The organism is Curtobacterium sp. MCLR17_039 (assembly GCF_003234745.1).
Taxonomy (GTDB): domain Bacteria; phylum Actinomycetota; class Actinomycetes; order Actinomycetales; family Microbacteriaceae; genus Curtobacterium; species Curtobacterium flaccumfaciens.
On record NZ_QKTF01000016.1, the window covers coordinates 1 to 16,908 of the forward strand.

The window sequence follows — 16,908 nt, forward strand, 5'->3', positions numbered from 1 at the left end:
CACCGTGTGCACGTTCGGGGTCGCGGCCTGGGCGGAGGAGATCCCGAACGCGGCACCGCCGAGGACGAGGGCGCCGGTCGTGGCGAGGGTGATGGAGGTCTTGAGGCTCTTGCGCATCGTGATCAGTCCTTTGCTCTGGAGGCGCTCCGGCCGGTGGCCGAATATGCACGTGGTGTGCACGCTTGCTGTGTACAAGCTGCAGCCCGGCCAACTGTGACCGGAGAGCGCCCTGGGCTTTTGCCCTGTGCAAGTGATTCGGCACCCCCGCCCGAACGGTTTGGGACGAGTTTCCTGAGGTGCCGCAACCCGGGGTTTCGTACCGTGTACCCATGGCTCCAGCACACATCTCCACCACCGACCGGCTCCGGGCGGTCGACGCCTGGTGGCGCGCCGCCAACTACCTGACGGTCGGGCAGATCTACCTGCTGGACAACCCGTTGCTCACCAGGCCGATCGAACCCGACGACGTCAAGCCGCGGCTGCTCGGCCACTGGGGCACCTCCCCCGCACTGAACCTCGTGTACGCACACTGCAACGCGCTGATCACGGAGACCGGGCGCGAGTTCCTGTACATCTGCGGCCCGGGGCACGGCGGCCCGGCGATGAACGCGAACGCCTGGCTGGACGGCACGTGGAACGAGCTGTACCAGGACGTCGACCTCCAGCGGTTCTTCCGCCAGTTCTCGTTCCCGGGCGGCATCCCCTCGCACGCCGCCCCGGAGACCCCCGGATCCATCAACGAGGGTGGTGAGCTCGGCTACTCGCTGTCGCACGCCTACGGTGCGGCGCTGGACAACCCGGACCTCGTCGTCGCGTGCGTGGTCGGTGACGGTGAGGCCGAGACCGGTCCGCTCGCCGGGTCGTGGCAGGCGCACACGTTCCTCGACCCGGTGTCCGACGGTGCCGTGCTGCCGATCCTCAACCTCAACGGCTGGAAGATCGCGAACCCGACCGTCCTGGCCCGCATCCCCGACGAGGACCTCACCGCGTACTTCCGTGGGCTCGGCTACGACCCGATCGTGGTCGACTCCCGCCGCGTCGACGACGACCCGTACGCGGTGCACGCCCTGTTCGACGGGGCCCTGCGACGCGCCCTCGCCGGCATCGACGACATCCAGGCCGCTGCCCGCGCCCAGGCCGCCCGTGCCGCCGCGGGGCAGCCCGCCGGTGCCGCCGACCTGCGTCCGCGCTGGCCGATGATCGTCCTGCGCACCCCGAAGGGCTGGACCGGCCCGAAGGAGGTCGACGGCGAGCAGGTCGAGGGGACCTTCCGCGCGCACCAGGTGCCGCTGCCCGCGGTGCGCGAGGACGACGGCCACCGCGCCCAGCTCGAGGAGTGGATGCGCTCGTACCGCCCCGAGGAGCTCTTCGACGAGGACGGCCACCCGGTCGGCATCATGACCACGATCCGTCCGACCGGCGACGTACGCATGAGCGCCACCCCGCACGGCAACGGCGGTCGGCTGCGGACCGCGCTCGACCGGCCGCCGCTCGAGCCGTACGCGGTCGAGGTCGGTTCCACGGCGTCCGCCACGGGCACGCTCGGCCCCTGGCTCGCCGCACTCATCGAGAAGAACGCCTCGACCTTCCGGCTGTTCGGCCCGGACGAGACGATCTCGAACAAGCTCGACGCAGTGTTCGACGTGACCTCGCGCGTCTGGCGGGCCCAGCGCGCCGCCGGCGACGAGCACCTCGCCGCACGCGGCCGGGTCACCGAGGTCCTGTCCGAGCACCTGCTCGAGGGGATGCTCGAGGGCTACGTGCTGTCCGGTCGGCACGGGATACTCAACACCTACGAGGCGTTCGCCCACATCATCGACTCGATGGTCGGGCAGTACGCCAAGTGGCTGGAGTCCTCGACCGACATCGACTGGCGGGTGCCGGTGTCCAACCTGTCGCTCCTGCTCTCGTCGCACGTCTGGCGACAGGACCACAACGGGTTCTCCCACCAGGACCCCGGGTTCCTCGACGTCGTCGCGTCGAAGCAGCAGGACCTCGTCCGGATCAAGCTGCCGGCCGACGCCAACACGCTGCTCGCCGTCGCCGCGCACGCGATGGAGACCACGGACCGCATCGAGGTGATCGTCGCGGGCAAGCACCCGGAGCCGGTCTTCCTGTCCCTCGACGACGCGGTCGCGCACGCGCAGGCCGGACTCGGCGTGTGGGACTTCGCCGGCACCGAGCAGGCCGTCGGGAAGGTCGACGTCGTGCTCGCCTGTGCCGGTGACGTCCCCACGGTCGAGGCGATCGCCGCCACCGACATCATCCGGAAGCACGCTCCCGGCGTCGGGGTCCGCGTGCTCAACGTCGTCGACCTGCTGGCGCTCGGTGACCCGCGCAAGCACGAGCACCCGATCCCGGACGAGCAGTACGACGCGCTCTTCCTGCCCGGCACGCCCACGGTCTTCGCGTTCCACGGGTACCCGACCCTCGTGCACCAGCTGACGTACCGCCGGAACGGGCACGACGACCTGCACGTGCACGGGTTCCTCGAGCAGGGCACGACGACCTCGCCGTTCGACATGCTCATGCGCAACGAGATGGACCGCTTCGCCCTGGCCCACGATGCCCTGACGCGGGTGGACGCCGAGGCACACGCCGACCTGCTCACGAAGCTGTCCGGAGCGCGGGACGCTGCGCGGACGTTCGCGTACACGAAGGGCGAGGACCACCCGTCGCTCGCGGGCTGGGAGTTCGCGGGCTGGCCCCAGGACGAGCCGGCCAGCGGCGGGACCGGCGGTGACCCCGGTGCGGGCGAGACCGAGGCGGCCGCACCCGGCAACTGACGCACTCCTCCACAGGCCGGGAGGCCCGGAGCACCCTCCACAGGACCGGTCGCGCCCGCCGCGTGGCCGGTTCCGTGCTGTCAGGGTTCCGGCATGGACATCGGCTGGATCAGTGCGCTCGTGTCGGTCACGAGCGCGTCCGTCGCGCTGGGTGCGCTCGTCGCCTCGGTGCTCGACGGGCGCGCCGGACGGCGAAATGCAGAGTTCTCGGTGCACCGCGACCTGTGGTGGCAGCGTTGGTCATGGGTCGCCGATCGTGCGACCTCGGACGACGAAGGAAAGCGCGCGGCTGCGGATGTGATGTCGGCTGCGCTGGTGACCCGAAGTTGGACGACCGACGACGACACCTGGACCTCTCAGGCGCTCGCTGAGTACGAGGCGACACGACCGGGAGCCCACGAACAGCAGGAAGGAGAACGTCGATGATCTCGACGCTGACCGACGAGGCCTTCAAGCGGCTGCTCGACAACCGCGAGATGACGACACCACGGCTCCTCGCCAGCCCCCACTACGGTCCACTCATGCGTGCGAAGGGCGCCGAAGCGGAACTCGCGCAGATGCGCATCGAATGGCGCGAACGCCAGGAGCGCGCCCGGGCGCGGAAGCTCAAGGACGAGGCGTCCTTCGGTGAGAGCTGAACCGACGCTCTGCGGGCCTGCCACGCTGGGACCGTGACCGAACTCGTCATCCCGGCCCCGAGCCTCCCGACCGTGCCCACGACGACGGGCGCGCGTTTCCCCGTCCGCCGTGTGTTCTGCGTCGGCCGGAACTACGCCGCGCACGCCCGCGAGATGGGCCACGATCCGGACCGCGAGCCGCCGTTCTTCTTCACCAAGCCGGCGGACGCGGTCGTGGTCGACGGCGCCGACACCCCGTACCCGCCGCTGACGCAGCAACTGGAGCACGAGGTCGAGCTCGTCGTCGCCATCGGCACCGGCGGTGCGGACATCGCCGTCACCGATGCGCTCGCACACGTGTGGGGCTACGCCGTCGGGATCGACCTCACCCGCCGAGACCTGCAGGCCGAGGCGAAGCGACTCGGACGCCCGTGGGACACGGCCAAGGGCTTCGACGCCTCGGCGCCGATCGGGGCGCTCACCCCGGCGGCCGAGGTCGACCCGACCAGCGGCGCGATCGAGCTGACGGTGGACGGGGAGCTCCGGCAGTCGGGCGACCTGGCCGACCAGATCTGGTCGGTCACCGAGACGATCGCGGCCCTGTCACGGTCCGTGGCGCTCGCGCCCGGCGACCTCGTGATGACCGGCACTCCTGACGGTGTCGGCGTGCTCGACCGGGGCGCCGTGCTCGTCGGTACGATCGCCGGCGTCGGCGAGGTCCGGACCCGGATCGTCTGAAGCACGTGTCGGCGATGTGTCGACGGGCTGGGAGCCTTCGCAGGCAGCTCGGGTAGATCTTGGGCATCGTCGCGGGTGGGGCCCGCGGCGGACACGGGGCGGCGCATCGCGACGGGGCGACGCGGACACCTCGGGACTGCCGGAGGTACCACCGTGCTGGAACACGACCTGCTCGCCACGTCCTGGACGTGGGCGGGCGACGAGAGCGTCCGCGACCGGGTGCACGCCGTCGGCGCCGCCGGGTTCGCCGGCCTGTCGCTGTCCCTCGACGACCTGCACGAGGTCCGCGCGACGACGGGCTTCGCCGAACTGCGGCGCATGCTCGACGCCGCCGGCATCGTCTGGGTCCAGCTCGGACCGCTGGACCGTTGGTGGACGTGCACGAGCCGCACCCAGGACGAGGACGCCGACCGCGGGGTCGTGCTCGAGGCCGCGGCGACGCTGAGCGCCTGGCAGGTGGTGGCGCGCGCCGACACCTCGTTGCCCGGAGCCTCCCCCGCGACGATGGCCGACGACTGGGTCGTGCTCGCCGACCAGGCCGAGGCGGTCGGAGCGCAGCTCGTGCTCGAACCGGAACCGTGGTCGAACCTGCCCACGATCGAACGGGCCTCCCGTTTCGTCGCCGCTGCCGGCCACCCGAACGGCGGCCTGCTCATCGACGCCATGCACGCACTCCGCGGCGGTTCCACCCTCGCGTCGATCCGGCAGGGCGTCGCACCGGGGGTCCTCGCAGCCGTCGAGCTGAGCGACGGACTGCTGCACACCCCGAGCGGGATGACCCTCGCCGAGGAGTCACGGACGGCACGGTACCTGCCCGGTGCCGGAGCGTGGGACCTGCCCGGCTTCGTCCGGACCGTGCGCGAACTCGGGTTCGCCGAGCCGTGGGGCGTCGAGGTCCGGACCCCGGCGCACCGGGCGATGCCCGTCCGCGATGCGCTCCGGACAGCTGTCGCCGCAACCCGTGCGGTGCTCGACGCCGCTGATGCGTTCGGCGCCCCGGCCGCTCCGGCGATGCCCTCGACACCCGCACCGACCTCTGCGGTGGACTTCGAGCCACCGCACACCGGCCAGCACGACCCGACGCACGGTGCCCGCCGTCGGGACGCCGACACAGGGACGCCCGCGTAGGTTGCTGGGCATGACCGATCAGTCAGCACACGACGACGACCTGCTCCGCCGTTCCCAGGAGTCCATCGACGAGGCCAAGGCCGCCGCGGCCGAGGTGGTCGAACCGGAAGAGGACGAGCTCATCGAAGAGGACGCGCCCGTGGCCGACCACGCGGTGCCCTCCGACGGCCCTGCGCCCGCGGCCTGACCCGGCCCTGATCCGACAGGATCCCCCGCACGGGCGAGATCGCCGGGCGACCATCGAGGTCGTCCGGCGATTCTTCTTGCCGCTCGTGTGACGATCCGGCCACCAGGTACGTCTCACCAGTGGACCCACCGGTGGCGCTTCGGCGAGCCCGGTGCGGGGCTTTCGTGGTCGGTCTCCCTGAACCGGCTGGTCACGTGCCTCGGCGGCGGTCCGTGCGCTCCCTGATCCAGCGTGCGGGCCGTCGGGTCTGTTCGCTTCTGTCGGTCGCGTCGAGCGGTCAGGCGTTCAGGGCTCCCCCGTCAGTCGTCGTCTTCGTCAGTCGTCGTCCTCGTCGGCGAGGAAGTCCGCGTACCGGACCTCGGTCTCCGTGGTGCCGGTGCCCGGTTCGACGTTCCGCTGTGACAGGTCGTCCCCCGTGATCGCGACGCGTTCTGCAGCCGTGTAGGGCGGCAGGTACTTGCTCGAGTTCATCCTCGAAGCCCCCTTCGTCCCGGCGAACGTAACAGCCGATGGCCGATCGTGGCCAGCCGTTCCGATACTGTCCCCCGCGCGGGCTCCGGACGGGGGACGGATGTTCGCCAGCGGCGGACCCCATGCGCACGCATGTGGACCTGAAGGCGAAGCGCGGCTCAGGTCTCCCGCACGACGTCGTCCGGGTCCTTGTCCACCCGCCACCCTCGCCAGGACGGCTGCCGGAGCCGTCCGTCGCCGGTCCACTCGGCGAACTCGACCTCGCCGACGCGCTTCGGCGTGACCCAGTGCGCATCACGCGCGTCAGGTCGTGGGACGTCGACGAACGGCGGGGTCTTCCGTTCCAGCGGTGCGAGGGCGCCGGCGATCTCGTCGAGGTCGCGGTCACGGAACCCGGTTCCGACCTTGCCGACGTACTCCAGCCCGTCAGGGCCGGGCACCCCGAGCAACAGCGACCCGATCCCCCCGGCACGCCGCCCGCTGCCCGGTTTCCAGCCACCGACGACGACTTCCTGCGTGGCGTGGTGCTTGCGCTTCAGCCAGGCCTCGGACCGCCTGCCCTCGGCGTACTTCGACGACCGCTTCTTCGCGACCACGCCCTCGAGGCCCTGCTCACGCGATGCAGCCAGCACCGCGTCGAGGTCGCCCTGCACCGCCGGCGGCACGTCGATCGCACCGCCGGGTTCCACGACCGTCTCGAGTGCCTGCCGCCGGGCGTCGTAGCCGAGTCGCGTGAGCTCGTGCCCGTCCGCCTCGAGCACGTCGAACAGGAGGAACCGCACGGGCGTCGTCTCCTGCGCGCTCCGGACCTCGCGCGCCTTCGTCAGGCCCATGCGGTTCTGGAGCAGCTGGAACGAGGGGCGGCCACGATCGTCGACGGCCACGATCTCACCGTCGAACACGCCGTCCACGCCGGCCCGCTCGCCCAGTTCCTGCAGCTCGGGGTACTGGGCCGTCAGGTCGTTGTCGTTGCGGCTGCGCAGGGTCACCGACCCGTCGCGGACCGTCGCCAGCGCGCGCACCCCGTCCCACTTCATCTCGAAGGCCCAGTCCGCCGGGTCCAGCCGGGGCTCGCCCTTGGCCAGGGTCGCCTGCATCGTCCGGCGCTCGGACGGCGGGGTCTCGGCGTCCGCGGCCCCGCTGATCCGTCGCTGCCCGGCACGGTGTGCACCGTCGTGCCCGTCCGACGGCCGGTCCGACCGTCGCGCCACCGCCGGCCCGGCAGAGCCGCCGCCGTCCGCCAGCCGTTCGGGTTGCTCCTTCGTTCGGTGGATCAGCCAGTTCTTCTCGTCCCCGCCGCCACGGCCGCGGGTGTGCAACAGCGCGAGGCGGCGAGCGCCACCGGCCCGACCGTGCAGCGTGACGATGACCTCCTGCCCCTCGCGCCACTTCTCGAGCTCGTAGGTACCGTCGTCCCAGATCGTGACCGTGCCGCCGCCGTACTCGTCCTTCGGGATCGTGCCCTCGAACGCCCCGTACTCGAGCGGGTGGTCCTCGGTCTGCACGGCCAGGTGGTTCTTGCCCGGGTCGGTCGGCTCGCCCTTCGGCAGAGCCCAGCTCACCAGCACCCCGTCGTGCTCGAGCCGGAAGTCGTAGTGGTCGCGGGTGGCGTGGTGCTCCTGGATGACGAAGGTCGGTGTGCCGTCCTTCCGCACGGTGGGTGCACCCTCGGGCACGGGTTCCGGCGTCTTCGAGGCGTCCCGCTTCGCCCGGTAGGCGGCGAGTCGGTCACGTGCGGGCTGCTCGGCGTCGTTCGCCCGCTCGGTCCGGTCGCTGTCCCAGTGACCGTGGTCGTCGCGCCCGACGGCCAACGAGGCGGAGGCGACCGGGTGCAGGAAGTCCCCACGGGCCTCCAGGCGTTCGAGGACCTCGTCCAACGTGAGCTGCGCGAGCCCGCGTTCCTCGAGCTCCTTCCAGGTGCGGGGTGCCGCGACCGTCGGCCGCTCGCGGCCGCGCAGCGAGTACGGGGCGATGGTCGTCTTGTTGCCGTTGTTCTGCGACCAGTCGACGAAGACCTTGCCCGTCCGCTCCGCACGGCTCATCGACGACAGCACCAGGTCCGGCAGGTCCGTCTCGAGGGCCTTGGCCAGCTCGTGGGCGACGTCGGAGACCTGCGCCGTCGTCGCCTTGCCGTCCAGGGCCGCGTACAGGTGGATGCCCTTGGAGCCGGACGTCACCGGGTACGGGTCGAGTCCCATGCCGTGCAGGATCTCGCGCGCGGCCACGGCGACCTCGACGCACTCGGGGAGCCCCACGCCCTCGCCCGGGTCGAGGTCGAGGACGAGCCGGTCCGGGTTCTGCTGCGCGCCGCGGGGGCCGAACCGCCACTGCGGGACGTGCAGTTCGAGCGCGGCCTGCTGCGCCATCCACACCAGGGTCGGCAGGTCGTCGACGATCGGGTACTCGTTGTCGTGTTCCGAGTGGTGGATGGTGTGGTGCCGCACCCAGTCGGGGGCCGAGTCGGGCAGGTTCTTCTCGAAGAAGACCTTGCCCTCGACACCGTTGGCCCAGCGCTTCCGGGTCACGGGGCGGTCCTTGACGTGCGCGATCATCCACGGCGCGACCCGCTCGTAGTACTCGATCACCCGACCCTTCGTGGTGCCGGTCTCGGGGTAGAGCACCTTGTCGGTGTTCGTGAGCGCGAGCCGCCGGTCGCCGACGAGGACGACGGTCTTGCGCGAGGCGGGACTCACAGCGCCACCCCGGTCGCTCCCGCCACCGTCAGGGTCGTGCCGGACGTGTACGACGACTCGGGCCCGGCCAGGTAGACGTAGGCGCTGCCGAGCTCGACGGGTTGGGCGGGGCGGCCGAACGGGGTGTCCTGGCCGTACGCCGCGATCTCGTCGCCCGGGTAGCTGATCGGCTGCAGGGGCGTCCACACCGGCCCGGGCACCACCGTGTTGGCCCGGATGCCCTTGCTCGCGAGCTGCCGCGCGAGCCCGTTCGTGTAGGTGATGATCGCGGCCTTCGTCGCCGCGTAGTCGATCATGCGGTCCTGCGGCTGGTACGCGGACACCGAGCTGGTCGTGACGATCGAGCTCCCCGGCGCCATGTGCGGGACGGCAGCGCGGACCAGCCAGAACAGCGAGTACAGGTTGACCTTCATCGTGCGGTCGAAGTCCTCGGTGCTCTGCACGGTGATGTCCTCGTGCACCTGCTGGTGGCCCGCGACCAGCACGAGTGCGTCCAGGCCGCCGAGCTCGCTGACGGCGTCCTGCACCAGGACGTCGCAGAAGGCCTCGTCCGTCAGGTCACCGGGCAGCAGCACCGCCTTGCGCCCGAGGTCACCGATGACGTCGCGGACCTGTTCGAGGTCCTCGCGTTCCTCGGGCAGGGCGTTCAGGGCGACGTCGGCCCCTTCCTTCGCCATCGCGATCGCCGCGGCGCGCCCGATGCCGGAGTCCGCGCCCGTGACGAGCACCCGGTACCCGCGCATCCGCCCGGTGCCCAGGTAGCTCGTCTCGCCGTGGTCGGGGGCGGGGTCCATCGCGCTCGCCAGCCCGGACCCCTGCTGGGTCTGCGCGGGGAACGGCGGACGGGGGAACTGGTCGCGCGGGTCCTGCTTGTCGAGCTGGCTCATGGGCCCATCGTGCTCGCGCCGGCCTCGCGGCGGTCCAGCGAACCGGACATCCGTGGAACGATCCCCCGGACGGCGGACCTGTGGAGGAACCGACGGCTCCGGGCACGCACGCGTGCGGGCGGGCATCATGTGCGCATGAGGTCGATCTGGAAGGGCTCCATCGCGTTCGGGCTCGTCAACGTGCCCATCAAGGTCTACGCGGCCACCGAGACGCACGACGTGTCCCTGCACCAGGTCCACGACGAGGACAAGGGCCGCATCCGGTACAAGCGGGTGTGCGAGTTCGGCCACGAGGTCGAGTACGCCGACATCCAGCGCGCCTACGACGACGGCGACAAGACCGTGGTGCTCACGGCGGACGACTTCAAGCAGCTCCCCGAGGAGCAGTCGCACGAGGTCGAGGTGCTCGAGTTCGTGCCCGTCGAGCAGGTCGACCCGATGATGTTCGAGAAGACCTACTACCTCGAGCCCGACTCGCGCTCGCCAAAGGCGTACGTGCTGCTGCGCGAGACCCTGGCGAAGACCGACCGCCTGGCGATCGTGCAGTTCACCCTGCGGCAGAAGACCCGGCTCGGGGTGCTCCGGGTGCACGACGAGGTCATCCTGCTGCAGGGGCTGCTCTGGGGTGACGAGGTCCGCGCTGCCGACTTCAAGACCCTCGACACGACGGTGAAGGTCAGCGCCAACGAGCTGAAGATGTCGTCCTCGCTCGTCGAGAGCATGTCCACCGACTTCGACCCCGACCGCTACACCGACTCCTACCAGGAGGAACTGCAGCAGCTGATCGACGCCAAGCTCGAGGCGGGCGACGACATCGACACCGAGAAGACCTTCGGCGCCCAGGACGACGAGGACGACGACGACGAGGGCGGTGACGTGCTCGACCTGATGGCCGCCCTGCGTGCGTCCGTCGACAAGAAGCGGACAGGAGGCTCGGGGTCGCGTTCGTCGTCGACCGCACGCTCGTCGTCCGGTTCCGCCTCGGGCACGTCCGCCTCGGGCACGTCCGGCTCGGGCACGTCCGGCTCCGGCAGGAAGGCGCCGGCGAAGAAGGCGCCCGCGAAGAAGGCCGCGGAGAGCACGGCCGAGAAGGCCCCCGCGAAGTCGGCGCCGAAGAAGGCCCCGGTCAAGAAGGCTCCGGCGAAGAAGCCCGCCGCCAAGAAGCAGGCGAGCTGACCGCTGGCGGGGGTCAGGCCGCGGTCGAGCCGCCGCCCGCCAGCCGCTCGAGGGTGGTGAACGCCCCGGCGTGCTCCTGGCGCAGCGCGGTCCACCCGGCGCCGGTGTCGATCCGCTCCGGGTGCTCGACGGGCACCGCGTACCCGTGCTGTGCCCGCGGCACCGGGTCGCCCGGCAGCCGGAGCTCCTGGGTGAAGGCGCCGCTCGCCGCCTCGAAGGTCAGGGTGTGCGACGCGACGTTCCGACCCCAGTCCGCGGACGGCCACGACATGAACGCGATGTGCCGCATCCCCTCGGCGGGATCGGTCGCCGAGACGTAGCAGCCGTGGTGGTCCTCACCCGGGGACAGGATCGTGTACGTGCCGTTGTCCCGGTAGACGAGCAGGGCCTCGGCGAAGGGCTTCGGGGCGTACATCGCGGTGTAGCGCAGGGCGTGGACGAACCGCGGCCGCCCCAGCGGGACCGACACCACCGCGCTGCGGACCGGCCCCTCGCTCGGTGGCGCCTCACCCGGGGTCGACGCCACTCCGCCTGCCGGGAGGTGCGCGACGTAGAGCAGTTCGGCGTCCTCCGTGCCGGTGCTTCGGCCGTCGTGCACGACGTGTGGCTCCTCGACCAGGGCCTGCCCCGGCCCGACGACCCGCGTCGCCTCTTCGGTGACGTGCGTCAGCGCGCCGCGCACCACCAGTCCGGTCTGACGCGCGTCGTGGCGGTGCCAGCCGGTCGACGAGCCCGTCGGGAGCGTCAGCCGCCGGACCTCGTACGTGCCGCCGTCGGGCCCGTCGACGGTGGCGACGAGGGTGGTGGTGGGCTCGGGATCGGTCATCGGGGTCCTCTCGGTGGCGCGTTCGCCAGATGATCGTCTTGCACTCGCCTGGGACGGTGGTCGAAGGACGACGCGGATCCGTTCAGCCGACGACCGCGGCACGTGTCACGAGCCGGAAACACGGGTCCGGGACACTGGTCGGATGACTCCACAAGAGCCTGGGAGCCTGCAGTCGTCATCCGAGACCGCAGGCCCGCCCGTCACCGTCTCCGTCACCCGCCTGGTCGAACCCGACCGCATCCCCGAGGTCACCCGCTGGGTGCAGTCCGGGGTGAACCTGGCGAACCGCTACCCCGGCTTCCTCGGCTCGGGGTGGGTGCGTTCCACCGCGCAGTCCCGCGAGTGGCACATGCTCTACCGGTTCGCCGACCACGACTCCCTGGCCACGTGGGAGAACTCCGACGACCGGCTGCGCTGGCTCGACCTGGGCCGTGACCTGGTGGTGGAGTCCCGCGTCGAGAAGCGCACCGGCATCGAGGGGTGGTTCGACGTCCCGCAGGACGCCCCGGCCTCGAGCGCTCCCCCGCGGTGGAAGCAGTCCGTGAGCATCTGGCTCGGCTTCTTCCCCGTGAACCTCGCGTTCACGTACCTGACGGCCTGGCTCGTCCCCGCGTTCGCGCACGTCGCGATCCTGCCCCGGGTGCTCATCACGACCGTCGTGCTCACGCCGATCATGACGTTCTGGGTGCTGCCGTTCGTGACGAAGCTGATCCGGCCGTGGCTGCTCGCACCGCCGAGGTCCGAGCGGGCCTAGCCGACGACCCCGGGCGGGACTGGCCGACGCCCCCGAGCGGCACGGGCCCGTCGTGGCCGAGGGCGTCCCATCCGACCTGCAGCATGTGCGGCCGGGCCTCGGTCGCAGAGGCCTCGGTCTCGTACGTCAGCGCGAGCATCACGATGGCGCCGAACGCCCCGGAGACCCGTGCCCGCCGGTCGAGCGGGGTGGCCGTGGCGTCGGCCATGTCGATGCCGAACACGTCGAGGAGCGTCGCTGCGACCGGTTCGAGCCGGACGCCGACGTCGTCCCCGCGCCGGAGCGTGAACGCCGCGAGCGCGAGTTCCGCCCACCCGGGCCGGGCGAGAGCGAGGTCGGCGATCCCCACGAGCGCCGCGGCGTCGCGGGTCTCCCCCGCGGGGGCGGCGGCAGCGGCTGCCCGGATCGCCTCGGTCTGCGCGGTGCACTGCGCGAGCGCGGCCTCGACGAGCAGCTCCTTGCTCGTGAACCGGGCGAGGATGCCCGCCTTCGAGTAGCCGGCCTGGTCGGCGACGGCCTGCACGGCGGTGTCCTTGATGCCGCGGCGGGCGATGAGCCCGGCGGTGATGTCCAGGACGCCCCCGTTGATCTCCTCGGCGGAGGGCCGAGCACGGCGCGCAGGCCGACTCACGCGCCGACCGCCGAGGCCCGTGCCGTCCGCAGGCGCCGGGTCCCCGCAACGAGCAGGGCGATCCCGGTCAGGAGCTCCCACGCGACGATCGTGTACACGGACGCACGCTCCCACACGCCGTCGGGGAGCACCTCGATCACCGTCGACGACGAGTCCACGACGAGCATCACGAGGGAGACGAGGCCGACGATCCCGAGCGCGACGCTCGCGATCCGGTAGGCCGCCGGTGCCCGCAGCGCCCGGGACCCGATGCCGGCGGTGATCGCCACGAGGTTGCCGGTCGTGATCGCTGCCGCGGCGCCGAGCACGTGGAACACGATGGTGCCGCCGTCGGTGCTCGTCTGGCTGCCGTGGAACGAGCCGACCAGGACCATCCCGAACAGGTGGACCACGGCGAGCACCGCGGTCGCCACCCGCGCACGGCGGGACGCGGCGCGGAACACCACGACGGCGAGCACCGCTGCGATCCCGAACAGGACGCCCTGCCCGATGAACGTCGTGTTCATGAGCACGTGCAGCGGTGAGTCGATCGACCGCCCCTGGAACGTGCCGACGTCGGGGACGCCGAGGTCGGAGATGTAGTTCGTCGCGTAGTCGTAGCCGGGGAACGCCGACGCCGAGACCGCTTCGCCGACGAGCCAGCCGACCCCCGCCACCGTCCAGAGGGCCCCGGAGACCAGCGCTCCGCGAGTGTCCGTTTTGGTCATCTCCTGACCATATCGGTCACTACTGTGAGTTGCCCAGCACCGACAACTGGTCGAGCCGCTCGAGGATGACGCCCTCGCGCAGCGCCCACGGGCAGATCTCGAGGGCCGGCAGGTCGAAGATGTCCAGGCACGCCTCGGCGACGAGCGCCCCGGGCACCACCTGGTGTGCGCGGCTCGCCGAGACGCCCGGCAGCGCCGCGAGTTCGTCGACCGACATCGTGAGCAGCTCCGGCAGGCGCTGCCGCAGCACGTCGCCGTCGAGGGCACGGGGCACGAGGGGTCCGGCGGCCGACGGCGCGGCCCCGCAGATCCGGGCGATCGACCGGAACGTCTTCGACGTCGCCACGGCCCGGTCCGGGCGGCCCGAGCGGAGCAGCCGTCCGGCGTCCCGGGCGATCTCGACGCGGATCTCGTGCCGGATGCGGCGGACGTCGTCCTCGGTCGGGGTACCGGCGGCGAAGTAGGAGCGCGCCAGGCGTGCGGCGCCGATCGGCATCGACCACGCGACGTCCGGTGCCTCGTCGGCACCGCCGGCGATCTCGAGCGAGCCACCGCCGATGTCGAAGACCGCCAGGCGACCGGCGGACCATCCGAACCAGCGACGCACGGCCAGGAACGTCAGCCGGGCCTCGTCGGAGCCGGACAGGACGGCCAGCTCGACCCCGGTGGACGACTCGACGTGGGCGAGCACGGCCTCGGAGTTGCCGGCGTCGCGCACCGCCGAGGTGGCGAACGCGAGCATGTCCTCGCAGCCGCGTTCCTCGGCGACGCGGACGGCGTCGGCGACGAAGGTGGTCAGGGCGTCGATCCCGTGCTGGGTCACCGCGCCCGAGTCGTCGAGGTGCTCGGCCAGCCGCAGCGGCTGCTTGAACGAGGACGCCGGCAGCGGCGCGGCGCCGCCGTGGGCGTCCACCACGAGCAGGTGGCCGGTGTTGGACCCGATGTCGAGGACTCCCACGCGCATGCCACAACGCTAGCGGGCCGGCGGGACGGTTCGACCCGGGAGGCGCGGGTCACGCCCGCAGGAACGCCTCCAGCTCGGCGGTGGTCGGGTACGAGGCCTGTGCGCCCGGCTTGGTCGCGGCGTACGCCCCGACCCCCACCGCGAACCGAGCGGCGTCGACGAGGGTGTCCCCCGCGGCCAGACGCAGCGCCACCGCACCCATGAAGGCGTCGCCGCAGCCCGTGGTGTCCACGGGCTCGACCCGGACGGCGTCGATCGACACCGGCTCGGCACCCCCGTCGTGCACGACGCAGCCGGCTCCGCCGCGGGTGACGATCGACCGGGCGACGCCGTGGTCACCGAGCGCCGCGGCCTCGTGCTCGTTCACCAGCAGCACGTCGGTCAGTTCGAGGAGCTCGGCCGGCACGGCACCGAACGGTGACAGGTTCGTGAGCACCGTGACGCCGGCGGCGTGCGCGGCCCGGGCGGCGGCGAGGACGACGTCGATCGAGACCTCGAGGCAGAGTCCGAGCACCGCGGCGCCGGCGAAGGCGTCGGCCGGCACGTCGTCCGGCGTCAGCGTGCCGTTCGCTCCGGCGGAGATCACGATGGTGTTCTCGCCTGCGGCGTCGACGGTGATGACGGCGGTGCCGGTCGCGACGCCCTCCCGGATCGCGACGTGCGTCGTGTCGACACCCGCAGCCGCGACGGAGTCGCGGAGCAGCGCGCCGTTCCCGTCGTCGCCGACCGCACCGATCATGCGCACCGTGCCCCCGAGCCTCCCGGCAGCCACCGCCTGGTTGGCGGACTTGCCGCCGGGCAGGATCGCGAGGTCGGAGCCCTGCAGGGTCTCACCGGGCTGGGGGAAGCGCTCGGTGCGGACCACCAGGTCCGCGTTGAGCGACCCGACGACGACGATGCTCTCGGTCAACGGACGGTCTCCTTCTGCGGGGCGACGGACGTGGTCTCGGCGCCCTCCGGACGGGGGATGAGGAACGAGATCGCGAGCGCGACGGTCGTGATCGCGGCCCCGAGCAGCATGCCACCGGAGTACCCGGCGGTGCCCGCGGAACCGCCGACGCCGAGCGCGATCTGCAGCGCGGGCAGGACGGCGAAGCTGACCCCGGCACCGAGGTTGAACGCACCGGCGTTCAGGCCCGGCAGGAACCCGGGGTTCGACTCCGGCGACAGCACGATGCCCAGGCCGTTCAGGATGATGTTCGCGATGCCGGCGTAGGTGATGCCGATCAGCACGGTCGCGGTGACCAGCACGGGCAGCGAGTGCACGCCGACCAACGCCATCAGGACGGTCGAGACGATGCTGCCGATCAGCCCGACGCGCAGGACGGCGCGGTACCCGATGGTCGGGGCGAGGCGCCCGGCGAAGGGTCCGACGATCCAGCCGACCAGCGCGTACGGGGTGAGGAACACGAGCGACGCCAGGTCGGGCTCCATCCCGAAGCCGGCGTCACCGTTCTGCGCGAGGCTCGTGACGAGTCCGTTGACCACGGCGAAGACGCCGGTCATCGTCAGGAACGTCGTCGCCAGGAGTGCCCAGGTCGCCCGGCGCTTCAGGAACCTGGTCTCGACCAGGGGTTCCCGCACCCGCGACTCGACGGCCCAGAACACGGCGAAGGCGACGAGCGCGACGACGACGCCACCGACCACGAGCACGGGGTTCGCCGCGCCGAGCTTGCCGGCCTCGTTGAACGCCGTGAGCAGCGCACCCACGCTCACCACGAGGGGCACGACGCCGATCCAGTCCATCCGGGTGCCAGCCGAGGGCTTCGACTCGACGCCCCAGACCGCGACCAGGAGCAGGGCGATCACGGTGACGACGGCGATGACCCAGAAGATCCCGCGGAACCCGAAGTTCGTCGCGATCCACCCGCCGGCCAGGGCGTCGACGCCCGCGATGCCGCCGTTCACGGCCGTCAGCAACCCGAGGGCGGCGCCGTACCGCTTCGGGTCGCTGATCTCGTTGCGCAGGACGAGCAGGCAGATGGGGACGACCGGACCGGTGACGCCCTGGATGATGCGACCGGCGAACAGCATCGGCACGTTCACCGCGAGCGCGGCGACGATGCTGCCGACGAGCATCACGGCGAGCATGCCGATCAGCACGCGCTTGCGGCCCACGATGTCGGACAGCCGCGGCAGGAACAGCGAGAACAGCGCCGCGAGCGTGAAGTACAGGGTCTGCGACAGGCCGATGGTGGCGTCGTCCGTGTTCAGCTCGCGCGCCATCGTGACGAGGGCGGGGCTGAGCATGCTCGCGTTCAGCTGGAACGCGATGCAGGCGGCGAGGAGCGCGGCGGTGAGGGCGCCGATCGACTTCTTCGTCGAGGTGGTGGTCATGGGGGT

17 protein-coding genes are annotated in these 16,908 nt (G+C 71.7%); 8 read left to right on the top strand and 9 right to left on the bottom strand.

The annotated features are described in order from the left end of the window. Window positions 1–329 precede the first annotated feature (329 nt). From DEJ00_RS15500 to DEJ00_RS18630, 6 genes are all read left to right on the top strand, one after another. Complete coding sequence (locus tag DEJ00_RS15500) at window positions 330–2,786, top strand: phosphoketolase (RefSeq protein ID WP_111057968.1); 2,457 nt, start codon at window positions 330–332, stop codon at window positions 2,784–2,786. A 93-nt stretch (window positions 2,787–2,879) separates the two neighbouring features. Next, window positions 2,880–3,212 carry a hypothetical protein gene (locus tag DEJ00_RS15505; RefSeq protein ID WP_111057969.1) on the top strand — a complete coding sequence of 111 codons (333 nt, stop codon included), beginning with the start codon at window positions 2,880–2,882 and terminating at the stop codon, window positions 3,210–3,212. Continuing rightward, complete coding sequence (locus DEJ00_RS15510) at window positions 3,209–3,424, top strand: hypothetical protein (RefSeq protein WP_027467135.1); 216 nt, start codon at window positions 3,209–3,211, stop codon at window positions 3,422–3,424. Before DEJ00_RS15505 ends, DEJ00_RS15510 begins: the two co-directional genes overlap by 4 nt. A gap of 33 nt (window positions 3,425–3,457) precedes the next feature. Beyond that, window positions 3,458–4,141, top strand: a complete 684-nt coding sequence (locus tag DEJ00_RS15515; protein WP_111057970.1) for a fumarylacetoacetate hydrolase family protein — start codon at window positions 3,458–3,460, stop codon at window positions 4,139–4,141. A gap of 153 nt (window positions 4,142–4,294) precedes the next feature. Then, window positions 4,295–5,269, top strand: a complete 975-nt coding sequence (locus DEJ00_RS15520; RefSeq protein ID WP_181440206.1) for a sugar phosphate isomerase/epimerase — start codon at window positions 4,295–4,297, stop codon at window positions 5,267–5,269. Between the two features lie 10 nt (window positions 5,270–5,279). Then, window positions 5,280–5,456 (top strand): hypothetical protein, encoded by a 177-nt coding sequence (locus tag DEJ00_RS18630; RefSeq protein ID WP_181440207.1) that lies wholly within the window; start codon window positions 5,280–5,282, stop codon window positions 5,454–5,456. 315 nt (window positions 5,457–5,771) lie between these two features. On the opposite strand, the gene DEJ00_RS18635 is transcribed toward DEJ00_RS18630, so the two are convergent. The 3 genes from DEJ00_RS18635 to DEJ00_RS15530 all read right to left on the bottom strand — a co-directional run bounded on the left by DEJ00_RS18635 (window position 5,772) and on the right by DEJ00_RS15530 (window position 9,507). Continuing rightward, window positions 5,772–5,927, bottom strand: a complete 156-nt coding sequence (locus tag DEJ00_RS18635) for a hypothetical protein (protein WP_173032299.1) — start codon at window positions 5,925–5,927, stop codon at window positions 5,772–5,774. 158 nt (window positions 5,928–6,085) lie between these two features. After that, window positions 6,086–8,620, bottom strand: a complete 2,535-nt coding sequence (locus DEJ00_RS15525; protein ID WP_111057972.1) for an ATP-dependent DNA ligase — start codon at window positions 8,618–8,620, stop codon at window positions 6,086–6,088. Beyond that, window positions 8,617–9,507 (bottom strand): SDR family oxidoreductase, encoded by an 891-nt coding sequence (locus DEJ00_RS15530; protein WP_071245906.1) that lies wholly within the window; start codon window positions 9,505–9,507, stop codon window positions 8,617–8,619. Before DEJ00_RS15530 ends, DEJ00_RS15525 begins: the two co-directional genes overlap by 4 nt. Before the next feature lie 135 nt (window positions 9,508–9,642). Here DEJ00_RS15530 and DEJ00_RS15535 point away from each other — a divergent pair, with 135 nt between their 5' ends. After that, entirely contained in the window at window positions 9,643–10,683 is a 1,041-nt protein-coding gene (locus DEJ00_RS15535; RefSeq protein WP_111057973.1) for a Ku protein, read from the top strand. Window positions 10,684–10,696: 13 nt separating this feature from the next. Here DEJ00_RS15535 and DEJ00_RS15540 read toward each other — a convergent pair whose 3' ends face one another. Next, window positions 10,697–11,509, bottom strand: coding sequence for a cupin domain-containing protein (locus DEJ00_RS15540; protein WP_111057974.1), 813 nt, complete (start codon window positions 11,507–11,509; stop codon window positions 10,697–10,699). A gap of 142 nt (window positions 11,510–11,651) precedes the next feature. On the opposite strand from DEJ00_RS15540, the gene DEJ00_RS15545 reads away from it, so the two are divergent. Next, on the top strand, window positions 11,652–12,263 hold the full coding sequence (locus DEJ00_RS15545) for an antibiotic biosynthesis monooxygenase (RefSeq protein ID WP_035809639.1): 612 nt from the start codon (window positions 11,652–11,654) through the stop codon (window positions 12,261–12,263). Here DEJ00_RS15545 and DEJ00_RS15550 read toward each other — a convergent pair. Genes DEJ00_RS15550 through DEJ00_RS15570 form a run of 5 tightly spaced genes read right to left on the bottom strand, consistent with a single transcriptional unit; the run spans window position 12,181 to window position 16,902 of the window. Next, window positions 12,181–12,894 (bottom strand): TetR/AcrR family transcriptional regulator, encoded by a 714-nt coding sequence (locus DEJ00_RS15550; RefSeq protein WP_051597107.1) that lies wholly within the window; start codon window positions 12,892–12,894, stop codon window positions 12,181–12,183. The genes DEJ00_RS15545 and DEJ00_RS15550 overlap by 83 nt on opposite strands. Next, on the bottom strand, window positions 12,891–13,601 hold the full coding sequence (locus DEJ00_RS15555) for a DUF998 domain-containing protein (protein WP_071245901.1): 711 nt from the start codon (window positions 13,599–13,601) through the stop codon (window positions 12,891–12,893). The genes DEJ00_RS15550 and DEJ00_RS15555 overlap by 4 nt, the downstream gene beginning before the upstream one ends. Window positions 13,602–13,620: 19 nt before the next feature. Next, window positions 13,621–14,565 (bottom strand): Ppx/GppA family phosphatase, encoded by a 945-nt coding sequence (locus DEJ00_RS15560; RefSeq protein ID WP_111057975.1) that lies wholly within the window; start codon window positions 14,563–14,565, stop codon window positions 13,621–13,623. Between the two features lie 49 nt (window positions 14,566–14,614). Beyond that, entirely contained in the window at window positions 14,615–15,475 is an 861-nt protein-coding gene (locus DEJ00_RS15565; RefSeq protein WP_111057976.1) for a ribokinase, read from the bottom strand. Continuing rightward, the gene (locus DEJ00_RS15570) at window positions 15,472–16,902 is read right to left on the bottom strand and encodes an MFS transporter (RefSeq protein ID WP_111057977.1); all 1,431 of its coding nucleotides are present in this window, start codon (window positions 16,900–16,902) and stop codon (window positions 15,472–15,474) included. Before DEJ00_RS15570 ends, DEJ00_RS15565 begins: the two co-directional genes overlap by 4 nt. Window positions 16,903–16,908 lie beyond the last annotated feature (6 nt).